Origin of the sequence: Celeribacter ethanolicus (assembly GCF_001550095.1) — a bacterium.
GTDB lineage: Bacteria > Pseudomonadota > Alphaproteobacteria > Rhodobacterales > Rhodobacteraceae > Celeribacter > Celeribacter ethanolicus.
Genome location: NZ_LRUC01000020.1, coordinates 18,035 through 32,937 on the forward strand (window position 1 = coordinate 18,035; position 14,903 = coordinate 32,937).

Annotated in this window: 17 protein-coding genes; 1 reads left to right on the forward strand and 16 read right to left on the reverse strand. The window is 62.7% G+C overall.

Going from position 1 to position 14,903, the window contains the following annotated elements:
- Nucleotides 1-31: 31 nt before the first annotated feature.
- The 14 genes from folD to NH195_RS09560 all read right to left on the reverse strand — a co-directional run bounded on the left by folD (nt 32) and on the right by NH195_RS09560 (nt 12,428).
- Nucleotides 32-934, reverse strand: coding sequence for a bifunctional methylenetetrahydrofolate dehydrogenase/methenyltetrahydrofolate cyclohydrolase FolD (gene folD / locus NH195_RS09495; protein WP_066705934.1), 903 nt, complete (start codon nt 932-934; stop codon nt 32-34).
- 3 nt (nt 935-937) lie between these two features.
- Entirely contained in the window at nt 938-1,249 is a 312-nt protein-coding gene (locus NH195_RS09500) for a chorismate mutase (RefSeq protein ID WP_066705936.1), read from the reverse strand.
- Between the two features lie 58 nt (nt 1,250-1,307).
- On the reverse strand, nt 1,308-2,081 hold the full coding sequence (locus tag NH195_RS09505; RefSeq protein WP_066705938.1) for a methyltransferase: 774 nt from the start codon (nt 2,079-2,081) through the stop codon (nt 1,308-1,310).
- 69 nt (nt 2,082-2,150) lie between these two features.
- A complete protein-coding gene (ftsH, locus tag NH195_RS09510) occupies nt 2,151-4,061 on the reverse strand; it encodes an ATP-dependent zinc metalloprotease FtsH (protein ID WP_066705939.1) in 1,911 nt (636 codons plus the stop codon).
- An 89-nt stretch (nt 4,062-4,150) separates the two neighbouring features.
- Nucleotides 4,151-5,410, reverse strand: coding sequence for a tRNA lysidine(34) synthetase TilS (gene tilS, locus NH195_RS09515; protein ID WP_066705941.1), 1,260 nt, complete (start codon nt 5,408-5,410; stop codon nt 4,151-4,153).
- A gap of 4 nt (nt 5,411-5,414) precedes the next feature.
- Nucleotides 5,415-6,251, reverse strand: a complete 837-nt coding sequence (gene ybgF / locus NH195_RS09520) for a tol-pal system protein YbgF (protein WP_066705943.1) — start codon at nt 6,249-6,251, stop codon at nt 5,415-5,417.
- A 20-nt stretch (nt 6,252-6,271) separates the two neighbouring features.
- Complete coding sequence (gene pal, locus NH195_RS09525; protein WP_066705945.1) at nt 6,272-6,802, reverse strand: peptidoglycan-associated lipoprotein Pal; 531 nt, start codon at nt 6,800-6,802, stop codon at nt 6,272-6,274.
- A gap of 199 nt (nt 6,803-7,001) precedes the next feature.
- Nucleotides 7,002-8,339: a Tol-Pal system beta propeller repeat protein TolB gene (gene tolB / locus NH195_RS09530; protein WP_081423861.1), complete on the reverse strand. Its 1,338-nt coding sequence runs from the start codon at nt 8,337-8,339 to the stop codon at nt 7,002-7,004.
- Complete coding sequence (locus NH195_RS09535) at nt 8,336-9,514, reverse strand: hypothetical protein (RefSeq protein ID WP_066705947.1); 1,179 nt, start codon at nt 9,512-9,514, stop codon at nt 8,336-8,338. The genes tolB and NH195_RS09535 overlap by 4 nt, the downstream gene beginning before the upstream one ends.
- Nucleotides 9,515-9,526: 12 nt before the next feature.
- Entirely contained in the window at nt 9,527-9,997 is a 471-nt protein-coding gene (gene tolR / locus NH195_RS09540) for a protein TolR (protein ID WP_066705949.1), read from the reverse strand.
- Between the two features lies 1 nt (nt 9,998).
- Nucleotides 9,999-10,694 (reverse strand): protein TolQ, encoded by a 696-nt coding sequence (gene tolQ / locus NH195_RS09545; RefSeq protein WP_066705951.1) that lies wholly within the window; start codon nt 10,692-10,694, stop codon nt 9,999-10,001.
- 135 nt (nt 10,695-10,829) lie between these two features.
- Nucleotides 10,830-11,219 carry a tol-pal system-associated acyl-CoA thioesterase gene (ybgC, locus tag NH195_RS09550; protein ID WP_066705953.1) on the reverse strand — a complete coding sequence of 130 codons (390 nt, stop codon included), beginning with the start codon at nt 11,217-11,219 and terminating at the stop codon, nt 10,830-10,832.
- 29 nt (nt 11,220-11,248) lie between these two features.
- Entirely contained in the window at nt 11,249-11,791 is a 543-nt protein-coding gene (gene thpR / locus NH195_RS09555) for an RNA 2',3'-cyclic phosphodiesterase (protein WP_066705955.1), read from the reverse strand.
- A gap of 7 nt (nt 11,792-11,798) precedes the next feature.
- Nucleotides 11,799-12,428: a hypothetical protein gene (locus tag NH195_RS09560; RefSeq protein WP_066705957.1), complete on the reverse strand. Its 630-nt coding sequence runs from the start codon at nt 12,426-12,428 to the stop codon at nt 11,799-11,801.
- Between the two features lie 100 nt (nt 12,429-12,528).
- Here NH195_RS09560 and aroQ point away from each other — a divergent pair, with 100 nt between their 5' ends.
- On the forward strand, nt 12,529-12,966 hold the full coding sequence (aroQ, locus tag NH195_RS09565) for a type II 3-dehydroquinate dehydratase (RefSeq protein ID WP_066705959.1): 438 nt from the start codon (nt 12,529-12,531) through the stop codon (nt 12,964-12,966).
- A 3-nt stretch (nt 12,967-12,969) separates the two neighbouring features.
- Here the strand turns inward: aroQ and NH195_RS09570 are convergent, their stop codons facing one another.
- A complete protein-coding gene (locus NH195_RS09570) occupies nt 12,970-13,782 on the reverse strand; it encodes a hypothetical protein (protein ID WP_066705961.1) in 813 nt (270 codons plus the stop codon).
- Nucleotides 13,783-13,871: 89 nt separating this feature from the next.
- Nucleotides 13,872-14,900 (reverse strand): Holliday junction branch migration DNA helicase RuvB, encoded by a 1,029-nt coding sequence (gene ruvB / locus NH195_RS09575; RefSeq protein WP_066705962.1) that lies wholly within the window; start codon nt 14,898-14,900, stop codon nt 13,872-13,874.
- Nucleotides 14,901-14,903 lie beyond the last annotated feature (3 nt).

Consider the following 14,903-nt stretch of genomic DNA (forward strand, 5'->3'; position numbering starts at 1 on the left):
CCTCTGATCATGTTGCAGAATGTGGGCGCGCTCAGGCGGTCAGCCCCTCCGGCTCCGCCAGCCCGTGCGTGCGGCAACAGGCGGTGAGCGTGTTGGCCAGAAGGCAGGCGATGGTCATCGGTCCGACGCCGCCCGGCACCGGCGTGATCGCACCTGCAACCTCTTTCGCCGCGTCGAAGTCCACATCGCCCACGAGCCGCGTCTTGCCCTCGCCTTTTTCCGGCGCCGGGATGCGGTTGATGCCCACGTCGATCACGGTCGCGCCCGGTTTGATCCAGTCGCCCTGCACGAAATTCGGACGCCCCACGGCGGCCACGACGATATCGGCGCGTTTGACCACCTCGGCGAGGTCTTTCGTGCGCGAGTGCGCGATGGTCACCGTGCAGCTATCTCCCAAAAGAAGCTGTGCCATCGGCTTGCCGACAATGTTCGACCGGCCGATCACCACCGCAGTCTTGCCCGACAACTCGCCCAGATGATCGCGCAGCATCATCAGGCAGCCCAGAGGCGTGCAAGGCACCATGCTCTTTTGCCCGGTTCCCAGAAGCCCGACGTTGGAAATATGGAACCCGTCCACATCCTTCGCCGGGTCGATCGCGTTGATCACGAGGCTTTCGTTCAGATGCTTCGGAAGCGGCAGTTGCACAAGGATGCCATGCACCGCCTTGTCGCTGTTCAATTGTTCGATCAGTGCAAGAAGATCGGCCTCCGACGTGTCCGCAGGCAGTTTATGCTCGTAAGAGTGCATGCCGACCTCGACCGTCTGCTTGCCCTTCGAGCGCACATAGACCTCGGAGGCGGGATCGTCGCCAACCAGGACCACGGCAAGGCCGGGGGTCACACCCTGCGCTTCCTTGATCCGCGCCACATGGGTCGCAACACGTTCGCGCACGGAGACTGCGAACGCCTTGCCGTCGATCAGGGTTGCCGTCATGTCCTACTCCTTCGTCTCACGCCCGAGCACATGCTCTTCACGGGCAATCATCTCTTCGATCATCAAGGCCCACATCTGGCGCGCCAGAACCGGGTCGAACCCGCTCAGCCGAGCGCGAGCCTCCACCTTGTCGAGCACATCGAGCACCCGGGCTTCGATCCGCGCCGGAAGCCCCTCGCCCGGCTTGATCTCGGCCGCACGGTCGATATGCGCCTGACGCACAGACAGAAGATCGACGAGCCTGCGGTCGAGTTCGTCGATCTGGCCGCGCAACTCGGCCATCGTACCGATCTCTTTCGGTGATTTCAGCATCATAGTCATCCCTTGTGGGCCTTTCGCGGGCCTTTATCATGCCCGCGCCCTCAGCGAAAGCTCAGGCCTTGTGCAGCGTCACGAAGAGCCGCTTGAACGGGAACCAAGCCCGGCCCTGACGGTCGATCGGATAGGCGGCGTTCAGCTCTGTGTCATAGGCGTCGAGATAGGCATCCAAACGCCCCTGCGCCCCGAAATGCTCGAGATAGGGGCGCAAATAGGTAGCCTGGGTGAAATGCCGCACCGGATGGCCGAAGGGCGCTTTGATCTCCTGCATATATTCCGTCATCCAGACCCGGACCTCACCGAAGGGCTCCAGAATGCTGACATAGCTGCGCGGCGGCAGCACATTGGAATTCGCATCCGTATCGGGGAAGGCCTCCGGATCGAGACGGTTCGCCACTTCGCGCGCGAGCACATGGGACGGCGCATCGTGCTGGCTCGGGACCTGCATGGCAAACCAGCCGCCGGGGGCGAGAAACTGCATCAGATGCGGCAGAACGCTGCGGTGATCCGGCACCCAGTTCAGCGCCGCATTGGTGAAGATCAGCGCCAGATCGGCGCCAAGGTCCTGACTGGCAAGATCGCCGCTCCGCACTTCGGCATAGGCCCCCGTGGCTTCTGCCGCCTCACGCATCGCCTGCGACTGCTCGAGACCATATAGCGCATGGCCGGAAAAGCGGTCCGCCAGAAGACCGCCGACACCGCCCGAGCCACAGCCGAGATCCATGATCGCCCCGTCGGGAATCTCCCCCACGGCGGCGAGAAGATCGCGGGCGGGCAGAAGGCGCAGATCGTAATATTGCGCGTATTTCGTGGGGCTCCAGTCGCTCATGCGGGTCTCCTCAAGCAAAAACCGCGCCCCGGAAAGGGACGCGGTCTCTGTCTAACAGGCTTTCGGGCCTCAGGCCATGGGTTCAGGCTCCATGCCGCCATCGCCTTTGGGCTTTTTCTTGGTCTTCGGGATCGCCGTGACCGACGCCTCACCGGATCCCCCGGAGCCGCCCTCGTCCTCGTCCGCCTGCGGCGGCAGACCGGCGATCACGCGTTTGATCTCTTCACCGGTGAGGGTTTCGTATTCCAGAAGCCCCTGCGCCAGTCGTTCCCATTCCTCTTCGTATTCCGAGATGATGCGATACGCCTCGGCATAGCCTTCGTCGATGAAGCGTTTGACCTCTTCCTCGATCAGCTCCTTGGTATGGGCCGACACGGAGAGCCCCGTGGTGTTGCCCTGATAGCCCTCGGCAGCCTCGGCATAGTCGATGTTCCCGACCTTGTCGGACATGCCGTAGCGCATCACCATGGCACGCGCGAGTTGCGAGGCCTGCTGAATGTCGCCAACGGGGCCGGAGGACACTTCCTCTTCACCGTATTTGAAGATCTCGGCGGCTTTCCCAGCCATGGTCATGGCGATGCGCTGACGCGCCTCGTCCTTGAAGAGCTGGAGCTTGTCCATTTCCGGCAGGCTCATCACCATCCCAAGCGCACCACCGCGCGGGATGATCGTCGCCTTGTAGACCGGATCGCATTTCGGCAGCTTGAGTCCGACGATGGCGTGACCGGCCTCGTGATAGGCGGTCTTTTCCTTTTGCTCGTCGGTCAGAACCATGGAGCGGCGCTCCGCCCCCATCATCACCTTGTCCTTGGCCTGTTCGAAATCTTCCATCGTCACCTGACGACGGCCGACACGGGCAGCCATGAGCGCAGCCTCGTTCACGAGGTTGGCAAGATCCGCGCCGGAGAAGCCGGGCGTGCCGCGCGCGATGATGCGCAGATCGACATCCGGGCCAAGCGGCACTTTGCGGGCATGGACGTTGAGGATTTTCTCGCGGCCTTTGATGTCCGGGTTCGGCACAGTGATCTGCCGGTCGAAACGACCGGGACGCAGCAGTGCCGGATCGAGCACGTCACGACGGTTGGTCGCGGCAATGATGATCACGCCTTCGTTCGATTCAAAGCCATCCATCTCAACGAGCAGCTGGTTGAGTGTTTGCTCGCGCTCATCGTTCCCGCCGCCATAACCGGCACCACGGTGACGACCGACCGCGTCGATCTCGTCGATGAACACGATACAGGGCGCATTCTTTTTGGCTTGTTCGAACATATCCCGAACACGCGACGCACCGACACCCACGAACATTTCGACAAAGTCGGAACCGGAGATGGTGAAGAACGGCACGCCCGCCTCCCCCGCAATGGCCCGCGCCAGAAGCGTTTTACCGGTGCCCGGAGGGCCCACGAGCAAAGCGCCTTTCGGGATTTTGCCGCCCAGAGCCGAGAATTTCTGCGGATTGCGCAGGAATTCGACGATCTCTTCCAGCTCTTCCTTGGCCTCGTCGATGCCCGCGACATCGTCAAAGGTGACGCGGCCTTGCTTTTCGGTCAACAGTTTCGCGCGCGATTTGCCAAAGCCCATCGCCCCGCCTTTGCCGCCGCCCTGCATCCGGTTCATGAAATAGATCCACACGCCGATGATCAGGAAAATTGGCAAGAAGGAGATGACGAACGGCATGATGCCGCTTTCTTCCTGCGGCTTGCCTTCGACGTTCACATCCTTGGCCAGAAGCTCGCTCACGAGGTTCTGATCGCCCGGGTTGATCGTATATTTCTGGCGGCTGTCCGCACCGGTGAAATAGACTTTCTCCCCGTCGACTTTGACAGAGGTGACCGTGCCGTCATCCACTTTCGTCATGAATTCGGAATAGGGGACGACTTCCGACGACATGCTCGACTGATTGCCGCCCAGCACCTGAAACAGGGCCAGAACCAGCATCAAGAGCACGAGCCAGAAGGCAAGATTGCGTGCATTGCCCAAAGGGGATCTCCTTGATTGATCATTCACGCCCGACCGAACCCGGTCGCGCGCGCGGGGTTCCCTATAAAATAGGGATCATGAGGCCAAGTTCAATGCGATAAAAGCGCAGTATGGAAACCGCCCTTCGCCGGAACGAGACGCGCTGTCGCCGGACCGTGACCCGCCAGAGGGGCCGCGATCAGCGTATTGCCCACAAACAGCGCCGGAGACGCGATCAGGCTTTCACGCGGCGGCGCAGTCGCGGGCCGCTCGCCCAGTTGCAACAAGCCGTCTTCCCCCAACGCACGCACGATACCGTCTTGATTTTCAACGCTTTCGACAATCCAGCGCCCATCCCAAAGCGCGCCGGGCAAGGCCACGGTGCCCGCCACGGCGGCATGCTCGCGCGTGAGCCGAAAGCTCTCCTTGCCACCCAAAAGCCGCACGCCATGCAGCGTCGCATCGCGACCGCGCATCATCGCGGAGAGAAATTCCTGCAATTTCATGCCCCTTGGGCCGTAATCCGCCGAGGAAATCCACCGCAGGGCCGCTTCCACCAGACGCCGGTTCACCTCCGGCGCGCCCTCGGCAAACCGTCGCCGGTCGAGGATCAGATCGCCACGATCTTCGGTCACGCAATCGAGCGCATGGTCGTGAGTCGCAAAATCCAGAGCGGAACGCACCTGTGACAGGTGATCCATCACCCGCCCCACCACATGCGCATCAATTCCGAGCTTCGTCAGTTCCGCCATCGCGCGCCGCGCCTTCACCCGCTCATAGGCCTCATCGTCATTCGACGGATCGTCCACCCAGGGCTCGCGCAGCTCCCGCAGATATTGCCGAAGCTCAAACCGTTCCTGCATCAACAGCGGCCGCACCCAGGTGATGCCGTCCGACACCCGCCGTCGCTGCATCCCCGTCAGCCCGTCGATCCCCGACGCCCGCGCCAGACGCATGAAAAACGTCTCCGCCTGATCGTCGGCGGTATGCGCCAGCGCGATGGTGGAAATCCCCTGCCCCTTGGCCCAGTCCGCCATGAGCCGATACCGCGCACGTCGCGCCGCGTCCTGAAGATTTCCGTCCGCCGTCTTCCCGGCCCAGTTCAATGTCGTGTGCCTGATCCGAAGCCGCTCGGACACCTCGGCCACGAACCGCGCTTCCTCTGCGGCCTCCGGGCGCAGCCCGTGGTTCACCGTCACCGCCTGAAGCCGCACTTTCTCTTCGCGCGCCCACTCACTCAGCAGATGCAGCAAAGCCATACTGTCTCCACCGCCGGAGACGGCCACGGCCAGATGATCGGGTTTCTCGAAGGCAAAGGCGGTGGCCACGAAATGGCGCAACATCGCCCGGTTCGTCTCCACCCCGGTCATGTGCTTACGGGCAGCCGAAGCCGCGCGCCTCCGTCGGAGCCTGCGCCGCAGCGGTCGACCCCGGGAAACGGGCACCAACCTCACCATACATGACACAGGCCTTGTCGGTCTGGCCCAGCTTGCCCAAAGCGCCCGCCAGTTTCAAAAGCGCATCGGGCGCGCGCTCGCCTTCCGGGTTGCCGGAGAAACTGTCGAGATAGGCCCGCGCCGCATTGGCGGTATCGCCCGCCGCCGTCAGAGCCTCGCCCCGCATGTAATGCGCTTCGGCGGTCAGGTAACCGCCGGTGTAGGTCTGGGCAAAGGTGGCAAAAGCGTCGGCAGACGCCTGATACTGGCCTTGGTCATAAAGCGCCTTGGCGGCATCGAAATCGCTCTGTTCGGTCATGGCAAGATTGCTGCCGTCATCCATATTCGCCCCCGGTCCCGGAACGATCACATCTGTGGCCCCGGTCTCAGCGGTTTCACCGCCCAAAGGGCTCAGCGGCGGCAGGTTGCCGACATCGCAACCGCTCTCCAGCTCGCAAAGCCGGAAATTCAGGTCGTCCAACTGGTTGGTGCCGTCCTTGACCACCCGGTCGATGCGGAACTCCAACGCTTCGAGCTTCGCCGTCAGATTGGCCAGAGACGCCTCCATCAGATCGACGCGTTGAAGCGTATCGGTACCCGCGAACTGCGTGTTCGGCGCGCCGGTGGTGGAGAGCTCGCGCTTGAGCTTGTTGATCTCGACGGACAGCACAGCCGCCTCCTGACGAATATCCGCCAGCGTCTGCGCATCCTGCGCCCAGAGAGCACCGCCAACGCAGCTCAGCGCCAGCGCCGCGCCAAAGATCGTCGCTTTCATCGCAAACTCTCCCTTTTCGCTTACATGCCTGCGCCAGCGGCGAGCACAGTCACCGCGCGACGGTTCTGGCTGTAGCAGCTTTCATCCGAACAGACGGCGAGCGGGCGCTCCTTGCCGTAGGGGATGGTTTTCAGGCGCGAGGGGGCGACGCCTTGGCTGATCAGGTAATCCTGAACCGAGGCGGCGCGGCGGGCGGAAAGCGCAAAGTTGTATTCGCGGGTGCCCTGTTCGTCGGCATGGCCTTCGATGATCGCGGTGTATCCCGGGTTGCTGTTCAGCCAGTTGGCCTGACCGGCCAGAATGGTGCGCGCCTCATCCGAAACCGTAGATTGGTCCACGGCAAAAAGCACGCGGTCGCCCACGGTCTGGTTGAAATAGGCGATCGAGGTCGGATCGGACACCGACCCGTCCATCAGGCCATTGGCACCGACGCCATTGGCGGAAGAGCTGCCGTTGTTGCCGAAACGGCCGGGGTTGGTACAGGCGGAAAGGCCAAGGGCCGCGACAAGAAGAAACGCGCGGGAGGCTTTGGAGGTCAGAAACTGGGACATGGATGATCCTTTGGGAGGCTCGGAACTGCTCTGGTTTGGACTATAGCAGCCTCCCCTGGACTTGGGGAGGGTGCAGAATTTCACTTAAACGTTTTGCCCATCCGGGCGGCGCAGACAACACATCGGTGCGCCATGCCCCCGTGGAACGGGGTCCGACAAAAGTCCGACGCAAGGCCGACACTTATCCGACACGCAAATTTCACTTCAACAGCGGCGACCAGGCCGGATCGGAAGCGCCCGCCGTGGTCGGCACACGTTTCAGGTTCCGCCCGGAAATGTCTACGGTGTAAAGCGCGCTTTCGCCGCCCGTGCCCTGACTTTCCCGGGTGAACATGATCACCCGGCCATTGGGCGCCCAGCTCGGGCCTTCGTCGAGGAAGGACGCGGTCAGCAGGCGCTCTTCAGAGCCGTCGGTGCGCATCACGCCGATGTGGAACCGACCCTGATTTTGTTTCGTGAAAGCAATGAGATCACCGCGCGGAGACCACACCGGCGTGCCATAGCGCCCGATCCCCGAAGAGATCCGCCGCGCCTCACCGCCGCCCGCGGGCATGATATAAAGTTGCTGCGTGCCGGAACGGTCGGATTCGAACACGATCTGCGTACCATCGGGCGAAAAACTCGGCGCGGTCTCGATGGCAGGCGTGTTGGTCAGCCGGGTGATCTGCGACGAGGCGATGTCCATACGGTAGAGATCGGTGTTCGACCCCGTGGACATGGAATAGACGATGGAGCGTCCGTCGGGCGAGAACCGCGGCGCAAAGGTCACGGATTCGGCCGGAACCGGCAGGCGCGTGCGCGTCACCGTGCCGACGTCGAGCATCATGATCTGCGGCGTGCCGGTTTCATAGGAGGTGTAGAGCACCCGGTCGCCCGTGGGGGAAAAACGCGGTGCGAAGACGATGTAATGGTCGTCGGTCAGGTACTGAAGCCCCGCCCCATCGTAATCCATCACGCCTAGGCGTTTCTTGCGGTCGTTCTTCGGCCCGGTCTGCGACACGAAGACCACGCGGCTGTCGAAATAACCGCCCTCGCCGGTGATCCGGGAATAGACCACATCGGCCACCTTATGCGCGATCCGGCGCCAGCTCGTGGTCGAACCGCCGAGTTGCAACCCGGAACCCAGCGGCGCTTCGGCATAGACGTCGAAGACCCGGAACTTGACCGACAGGTTGCCCGCGCTGTCCATGCTCACAGCCCCGGTCACCAGCCCCTGCGCGTTGATCGCTTTCCAGTCGGCATATTGCACGGCAGCGCCGAAATTCGTCACCTGCGAGATATAGGCCGAGGACGGAATTTCCCGGAACAACCCGGTGCCCACGAGATCGGCGGCGATCACTTCGGAGATCTGCCGGGCATAATCGGCGGCCTGCGGCGTCTCGGCCACAAAATCCGGCAGGGCGAGCGGAAGGGGTTCGATCACACCGCGCGTGATGTCGAGTTTCAGCGGCCCCGGATCCTGCGCCAACGCAGGCGCAGTGCTCCCCAGGGACAGCGCGGCAACGGCAGCACAGGCAAAAGCGGTCAGGCGTTTCATTTAAACCTCATCTGTTCGGGATCGAACGTCATTTCGATATTGCGCCAATGGGCATATTTTTCCACCGGCAAGGGGAATCCTTTAGCCCCACAGCGGATAATCGCGCGTCGGGCCACCTCGAAAGCGGCTGTCGCGCCCGCCTCCGTGCCGCCCGTGTGGGACAGGAGCTTGATGGAACCGCCTTGCGGGGTGCCGTCTTCATTCATCGCGACACTGACCGTGATCACGGTGCGCATCGCATCGGTCGACATCGCGCCGACGTTCCAGCATTGCGACACGGCCACACGCATGCCCTCGCGCTCCCCTGCCGTGAGCGGTGGACCGACCGGACGTTCGGGGGCGGCGGGGCTTCCGACGCTCTCGGCGGCAAGGGCGGCGGCGGCCGCCGCTGCGGCTTCGGCCACGGCGTCGGAGCTGTCTTGTTTCGGCTCGGCTTCCGGCTCAGCCATCGGCGTGGCGGGTTTCGGCGTCTCCTGCGCCTTCTCCGCCGCTGCCGCCTGCGCCGCCAGATTGGCCGGGCGCGATTTCGGACGCGGCGAGGTCGACATACCCGAAGGCTTCTCGGCCTCGGTCACGATCTCTGTCGTCGTCTCCTGTGGCGCGGCTTCCTCGACCTTCTCTTCGACCACCTCGGGGCTCTCGCTTTCCTCATTGGCGGCTTCGACCGGCGCATCGGAAATTTCCGGCTGCGGTTCGGGCGCAGTCACCACCTGATCGGCGATACGCGGCACCGGGCGTGGCGTCGGTTTGCGATCCGGAATGTCGGGCAGGCCCGCACCCGGATCCTCGAGCGAAATCTCCGGTTCGGCCTGCGGACTCGGCGGCGTCGGCTGCACCTCGACCGGCGGCGTCACAGCCTCCGGCGTGACGGGCTTCGGCTCGGGCGCGGTGGGCGGCGGTGTCTCCGGTGTACTCGGCGAGGGCTTCGTCTCTGCGGGCTGGCTCACTTCCGGCGCGCTTTCCGTTTCCGGCGCGCGCATCTCCGGGGCCACCTCATAAGTGTCGGGCGCCGTGCTCTGCGCCACGAGGGCGGCGTATTCGCTCTCGGAGATCAGCGCCACCTCCTGTACGGACACGTCCGAAGGCTCCTCGGGATGCAGGAACAGCCCCCCGAACAGCACATAGGCAATCAGGCCGATATGGCCCGCGCCGGAGATATATTGGCCCGCGTTCACGCGTTTTGCCCCTTAGTTTCCGGACCCGTCGAGACGTGGCCCGCCCTGCTCGGTCACAAGACCGATGGAGCGAAACCCGCCCGCGTTCAATGCTCCCATCACCTGAGCCACACGAGCGTAGGGCACCGATCCGTCGGCGCGCAGGAAGATTTTATCGTCCTGACGCTCGGCGGCGATGGCTTTGAGCTTGGTCACAAGATCCTCTTCGGGGGTCTCGTTCGCCATCAAGAGAACCTGCCCATCGGCGGTGAGCGTGATGGTCAGCGGTTCCTGTTCTTCCTGCGGCAGGGCCGTTGCCGCCGTTTCCGGCAGCTCGATGGGCACACCCACGGTCATCATCGGCGCGGCCACCATGAAGATGATCAGCAAAACGAGCATGACGTCGACGAAAGGCGTGACGTTGATCTCGCTCATCGCGGCGGGGCGACGACGGCGCCCTCTGCGACCGCCTCCCCCCGATTTCTGAATGACACCGGCACCCATCTTAACTGTCCAGCTCGCGCGACAGGATGGTGGCGAATTCGTCGGCAAAGGCCTCGTAGCCGCCAAGGATACGTTCGCTGTCGGCGTTCAGCTTGTTGTAGAAGATCACCGCCGGAATAGCCGCGAGAAGACCGAGCGCGGTTGCCAAAAGCGCCTCCGCGATCCCCGGTGCCACAACGGCAAGGTTGGTGGACTGCGCCATGGCGATGTCTTCGAACGCGGTCTTGATCCCCCAAACGGTGCCGAAGAGACCGACGAACGGCCCGGTGGAACCGACGGTCGCGAGGAAGGACAGACCTTTGGTCATCTCTTCGCTCTCTTTGGCGATGGCCACATCCATCGACCGGTCGATCCGCGACTGGGCGCCTGCGATCAGCCCGCCATCTGCGCGATGCGAGCGACGCCATTCGGTCATGCCCGCAGAAAACACCCGCTCCGGCGCAGACATCGGCCCGCCGGAGATCTGGTCATACAGCTCATCCAACGGCTCGCCCGACCAGAAGGCCTGATCGAAAGCCGCCGCCTCGGCACGGGCTTTTTTGTAGGAAATGAATTTCTGGATGATGATCGACCATGACCAGAAAGAGGCCACGATCAGCATCAGCATCACGATTTTCACGGTGAAGGTGGCGCGCATGAAAAGCGCGAGCAAGGAGAAGTCGATCTCCTGCGCCATCGCAAGGGTTTGTTGGTCCATGAACCTGCTCTTTAATCGCCTTTATGGGCCGCATTTGCACGGCTCTCATCATTACCCCCGATTCTATCGCATCGTCAGGGGGAGCGCCAACACGAACATGTGAGGCGAGGCAGGAATTTGCGGAATTTCGACAGTTCAGTGCAGATTTCGGCGGAGATTTGCCGGAAGACGCGCCGGATGACCGGTTGCGGTGAGCGCCACGATGGTCACCTGTGCCGAAAACAGCACATCCTCGCCGCGTTTGACCACCTGGGTCATCACGATCCGCGCCCCTGTCATGGCCTCCAAAGCGGTTTCCACAGTGAGATCGTCATCGAATTTCGCAGGCGCGAGGTAATCCGCCTCGACCCGGCGGACGGCAAAGACGATCCCATCCTCCTCCTTCAGCTTGACCTGATCAATGCCCAGATCGCGCACCCATTCGGTGCGCGCGCGTTCAATAAACTTGAGGTAATTGGCGTAATAGACGATGCCCGCGAGATCGGTGTCCTCGTAATAGACATGGACGGGAAATCTGTGGGTCATCGTCTTGGCCTTTCGTTTTGGTCACGACCCTATTGGCCGAGCGGATAGCTCGCAAGGGTCTCATAAAGCGCGCCTTCATGGCTCAGGAGAGACTGGACCATATCAAAACTAGCGGGGCGGAACGCGGGGGCATGAAAGTCCCCGTTCACCATAAGAAACCGTTCAAGCTCATCGCGCTCGCCAAAGCCCAGCCGTTGAAACCGGCGCAGGGTGACATGCGGGCGGAACCTTTTGTGCGACAGTTCGATGCCAACCGCCCGCGCTGCCTGCCGGACTTTCTTGTGCAAATCGCTGAGCGCCTCATTTGGCCGCACGGCGGCAAAGAGCAGGCGCGGCTTGTCGCTACCGAAGAGGTCGAGCCCGTCGATGGCGATCTCAGGCGCAGACAGATACAGCCCGGACAACGCCTCATGCAGATCGGCCAGAAGCTCTTCCGGCTGCTCATCGAGAAACGCGAGCGTGATATGCATATTCTCCGCCGGCACGGCCCGCCCGAACCGAAGCCCCGCCGCCAGTTCTTCAAGCCGGTCGCGCAAATCTTCCGGCAGAGGAATGCCGACAAAGACTCTCACCGGCCTGTCATCCCGCAATCACCCGCGCGTAGAGCCTAAGCGCATGTGACGCCTCCCGCGCAGCATTGGGCAGCATCGGATCGTAGGCCGCACGCAGCACATTAGCCACATCCGGGCGCACCACCGTGCCCTCGGGCGCAACGGCCAGCGGGCTGTCCTGAGTGAATTCCACATCCGACCACAGAAGCATCGCCTGCACCGCCTGGCTCAGCGCGATCACCTCGGCAGGCACCTCATCCATCGCGCCGCCCATGCGCACGAAGGTAAAACAGGCCTTGATCGCACCTTGGTCGTCAAACCGAAACGCCCGGTACTGATGCGCGCCGCGCTCTTGGAGTGTCGCCACCCGTGCCTCCAAATCGGGGATCAGATCGCCCATATGCGGCACATCCAACAGCTCCGCCCAATCGGACAGGAAAAACACCATGAGGTTGCTGCCCAACTCCGGGTCCATTTCCTCGATCCGGTGCCCCGCGATGGCGACACAGGCTTCGATGGCGGATTTCACCGTCACCAGCGTCTCTTCCTCGACACCAAAGACAACCGGCGCAATCGGCCGCCCCCAGCGCGCAAAGACATAGTCGCCGTTCGAACGGGTGAAAAACTCTTCGATACGTTCCGGTGTGATCTCGCTCATGTGGCCCTCTCGCGTCTCTTGCCGTCCTTTTGCTACAGCGCGACTTGCGCGGCAACCCCTGCCCCGCGTAACCTCCGACACAGACAAGACGAGGCACATCATGAGCAAGACGATCTACATCCTGAACGGTCCCAACCTGAACCTTCTGGGCAAACGCCAACCGGAGATTTACGGCCATGACACGCTCGAAGATGTCGAGGCGCTTTGTGCCGCCGAGGCCGCAACGCATGACCTCGACGTGGTTTTCGCCCAGTCGAACCATGAGGGCGAGATCATCGAGCTGATCCATGAAGCCCGCGAAAAAGCCGCCGGCATCGTCATCAACCCGGCGGCCTACACGCATACTTCGGTCGCCATTCTCGACGCGCTCAACACCTTCGAAGGCCCGGTGATCGAGGTCCATATCAGCCAGGTCCACAAACGCGAGGCCTTCCGCCATCATTCCTATGTCTCGATGCGCGCCGATGCGGTCATGGCCGGGTTCGGGATCAATGGCTACCGTCTGGCCGTGGCGCAGATGGGACACCTTCTGGGCTAAATCTCACTCGGTGTGATCGACAAACACCTGAATGATCGCCTGCGGCAGCGGCTGGTTCTGGGCATCGCCATAAAACCGCAGCCCCGCGGGCGGCTCAAATTCCGAACGGTCGATCACCGCCACCATGGCATGCCCATCCCGGCTCATCGCCAAGGCGCCTTCGAGAGAACCGCAGGCATCGGTCTTGCAACCACTCGCCACAAGCCAGTCGCCTTGCCACTCCAGCAAGCTCGCCTGCTCAAAGAGCGCCCGAAGATCGAGCAGGCCCACCGGCCCTACGGTCGCAAGAAACCGCCCCTCCCAAGCCGGATCGTTGACCAAAAGCTTCGGATGCTGCCCCTGCCACTCGGCGACCTGCGTAAAGCCCAGCGATTTCGGAGGGCCCAGCTCCTCATGAAGCTCATGCCCCACGAGCCAATAGCGCACATCCCCACTCTGACCTGGCTCCGTCGCCGGAGAGATCACCTCGATCCCGCGCTCTGTCACCAAGGCTTTGCCGTCGTCGTGACAGGTCCCGAACATGTCAGAAACCCAAACCGGCTCGCTCCCGGCATCGACATAAACCCATTGCTTCGGACAGCCCGTCCCGCCGGAGGCCAAGAGGATCAGCAACACATCCCCATCCTGCGCCGCAATGTCGAGGTGATCCGCCGCTTGCGGCAAATCGACCGCCTCATCCGCGAGATAAAGCGCATCCGTGTCAAACGGCCCGAGCGGCAAGATCTCGGCCACGCCCACCGAGGTCTCCACCTGATCTGCCGCCAAAGCGACACACGGCAAAGCGCTCAGAACGAACGACAGAACGAAAAGACGCATGGCCCCTCACCTCAAAGGAATTTGACCCATTTGCGCGCAAACGCCCCGGAAAGGTCAACCCCATCCGTTTCCTTTGCTGCCGCAAATACTCACTTTCCGAACAGGTCCGACTGGTCCGGCGCTTTCGGAGCCTCAAGCCCCAGATGTTTCCACGATTTCTGCGTCAACATCCGACCGCGCGGGGTGCGCTGAATGAGGCCCTGCTGCAAAAGATAGGGCTCGATCACATCCTCAATGGCATCGCGGCTCTCGGAAAGCGCTGCCGCCAAAGTCTCAACGCCCACAGGCCCGCCGCCGTAATTCTCCGCGATCATCCCGAGATAGCGCCGGTCCGCACCATCGAGGCCGATCAGGTCAACGCCCAGCCGCGTCAGCGCCCCGTCGGCCAGAGATTTGGTAATCCGCCCGTCGCCCTCGACCACCGCGAAATCCACCACCCGGCGCAAAAGTCGCCCGGCGATCCGCGGCGTGCCGCGGGCGCGTTTGGCAATTTCATGCGCCCCGTCCGCATCCGCAGGCACACCCAAAAGCCGCGCCCCACGGGTGACGATCTCGTGCAGCTCTTCGGTGGTGTAAAACTGAAGCCGGGTCGGAATGCCGAAGCGGTCCCGCAAAGGTGTGGTCAAAAGCCCGAGCCGCGTGGTCGCGCCCACCAGCGTAAAGGGTTGCAACTCGATCCGCACGGTGCGCGCGGCGGGGCCTTCGCCGATCACCAGATCGAGCTCGAAATCCTCCATCGCCGGGTAGAGCACCTCTTCGACCACCGGGTTCATCCGGTGAATCTCGTCGATGAACAACACATCGCGGGCCTCAAGATTGGTCAGGATCGCCGCCAGATCGCCGGCTTTGGCCAGAACCGGCCCGGAGGTCATTTTGAAATTCACGCCCAATTCGCGCGCCATGATCTGTGCCAGTGTGGTTTTGCCGAGGCCCGGCGGGCCGTGGAACAGCACATGATCCATCGCCTCTTCGCGCATCTTGGCAGACTCGATGAACACGCGCAGGTTGGCGCGGGCTTCCTGTTGGCCGATGAATTCCTCCAGCGCCTGCGGGCGCAGGGCGCGGTCGGCATCCTGCGGCTGTCGCTCCGGGCGCAAAGTGGGATCGGGGCTTTCCATCTC

What these genes read in the sequence shown, in the direction of transcription:
- aroQ (WP_066705959.1), top strand. Translation starts at nt 12,529, where the DNA reads ATGAGCAAGACGATCTACATCCTGAACGGTCCCAACCTGAACCTTCTG.
- tolB (WP_081423861.1), bottom strand. Translation starts at nt 8,339, where the DNA reads ATGAAACGCCTGACCGCTTTTGCCTGTGCTGCCGTTGCCGCGCTGTCC.
- tolQ (WP_066705951.1), bottom strand. Translation starts at nt 10,694, where the DNA reads ATGGACCAACAAACCCTTGCGATGGCGCAGGAGATCGACTTCTCCTTG.
- ybgF (WP_066705943.1), bottom strand. Translation starts at nt 6,251, where the DNA reads ATGAAAGCGACGATCTTTGGCGCGGCGCTGGCGCTGAGCTGCGTTGGC.
- ybgC (WP_066705953.1), bottom strand. Translation starts at nt 11,219, where the DNA reads ATGACCCACAGATTTCCCGTCCATGTCTATTACGAGGACACCGATCTC.
- tilS (WP_066705941.1), bottom strand. Translation starts at nt 5,410, where the DNA reads ATGACCGGGGTGGAGACGAACCGGGCGATGTTGCGCCATTTCGTGGCC.
- ruvB (WP_066705962.1), bottom strand. Translation starts at nt 14,900, where the DNA reads ATGGAAAGCCCCGATCCCACTTTGCGCCCGGAGCGACAGCCGCAGGAT.
- NH195_RS09560 (WP_066705957.1), bottom strand. Translation starts at nt 12,428, where the DNA reads ATGAGCGAGATCACACCGGAACGTATCGAAGAGTTTTTCACCCGTTCG.
- tolR (WP_066705949.1), bottom strand. Translation starts at nt 9,997, where the DNA reads ATGGGTGCCGGTGTCATTCAGAAATCGGGGGGAGGCGGTCGCAGAGGG.
- NH195_RS09500 (WP_066705936.1), bottom strand. Translation starts at nt 1,249, where the DNA reads ATGATGCTGAAATCACCGAAAGAGATCGGTACGATGGCCGAGTTGCGC.
- NH195_RS09505 (WP_066705938.1), bottom strand. Translation starts at nt 2,081, where the DNA reads ATGAGCGACTGGAGCCCCACGAAATACGCGCAATATTACGATCTGCGC.
- folD (WP_066705934.1), bottom strand. Translation starts at nt 934, where the DNA reads ATGACGGCAACCCTGATCGACGGCAAGGCGTTCGCAGTCTCCGTGCGC.
- pal (WP_066705945.1), bottom strand. Translation starts at nt 6,802, where the DNA reads ATGTCCCAGTTTCTGACCTCCAAAGCCTCCCGCGCGTTTCTTCTTGTC.
- NH195_RS09570 (WP_066705961.1), bottom strand. Translation starts at nt 13,782, where the DNA reads ATGCGTCTTTTCGTTCTGTCGTTCGTTCTGAGCGCTTTGCCGTGTGTC.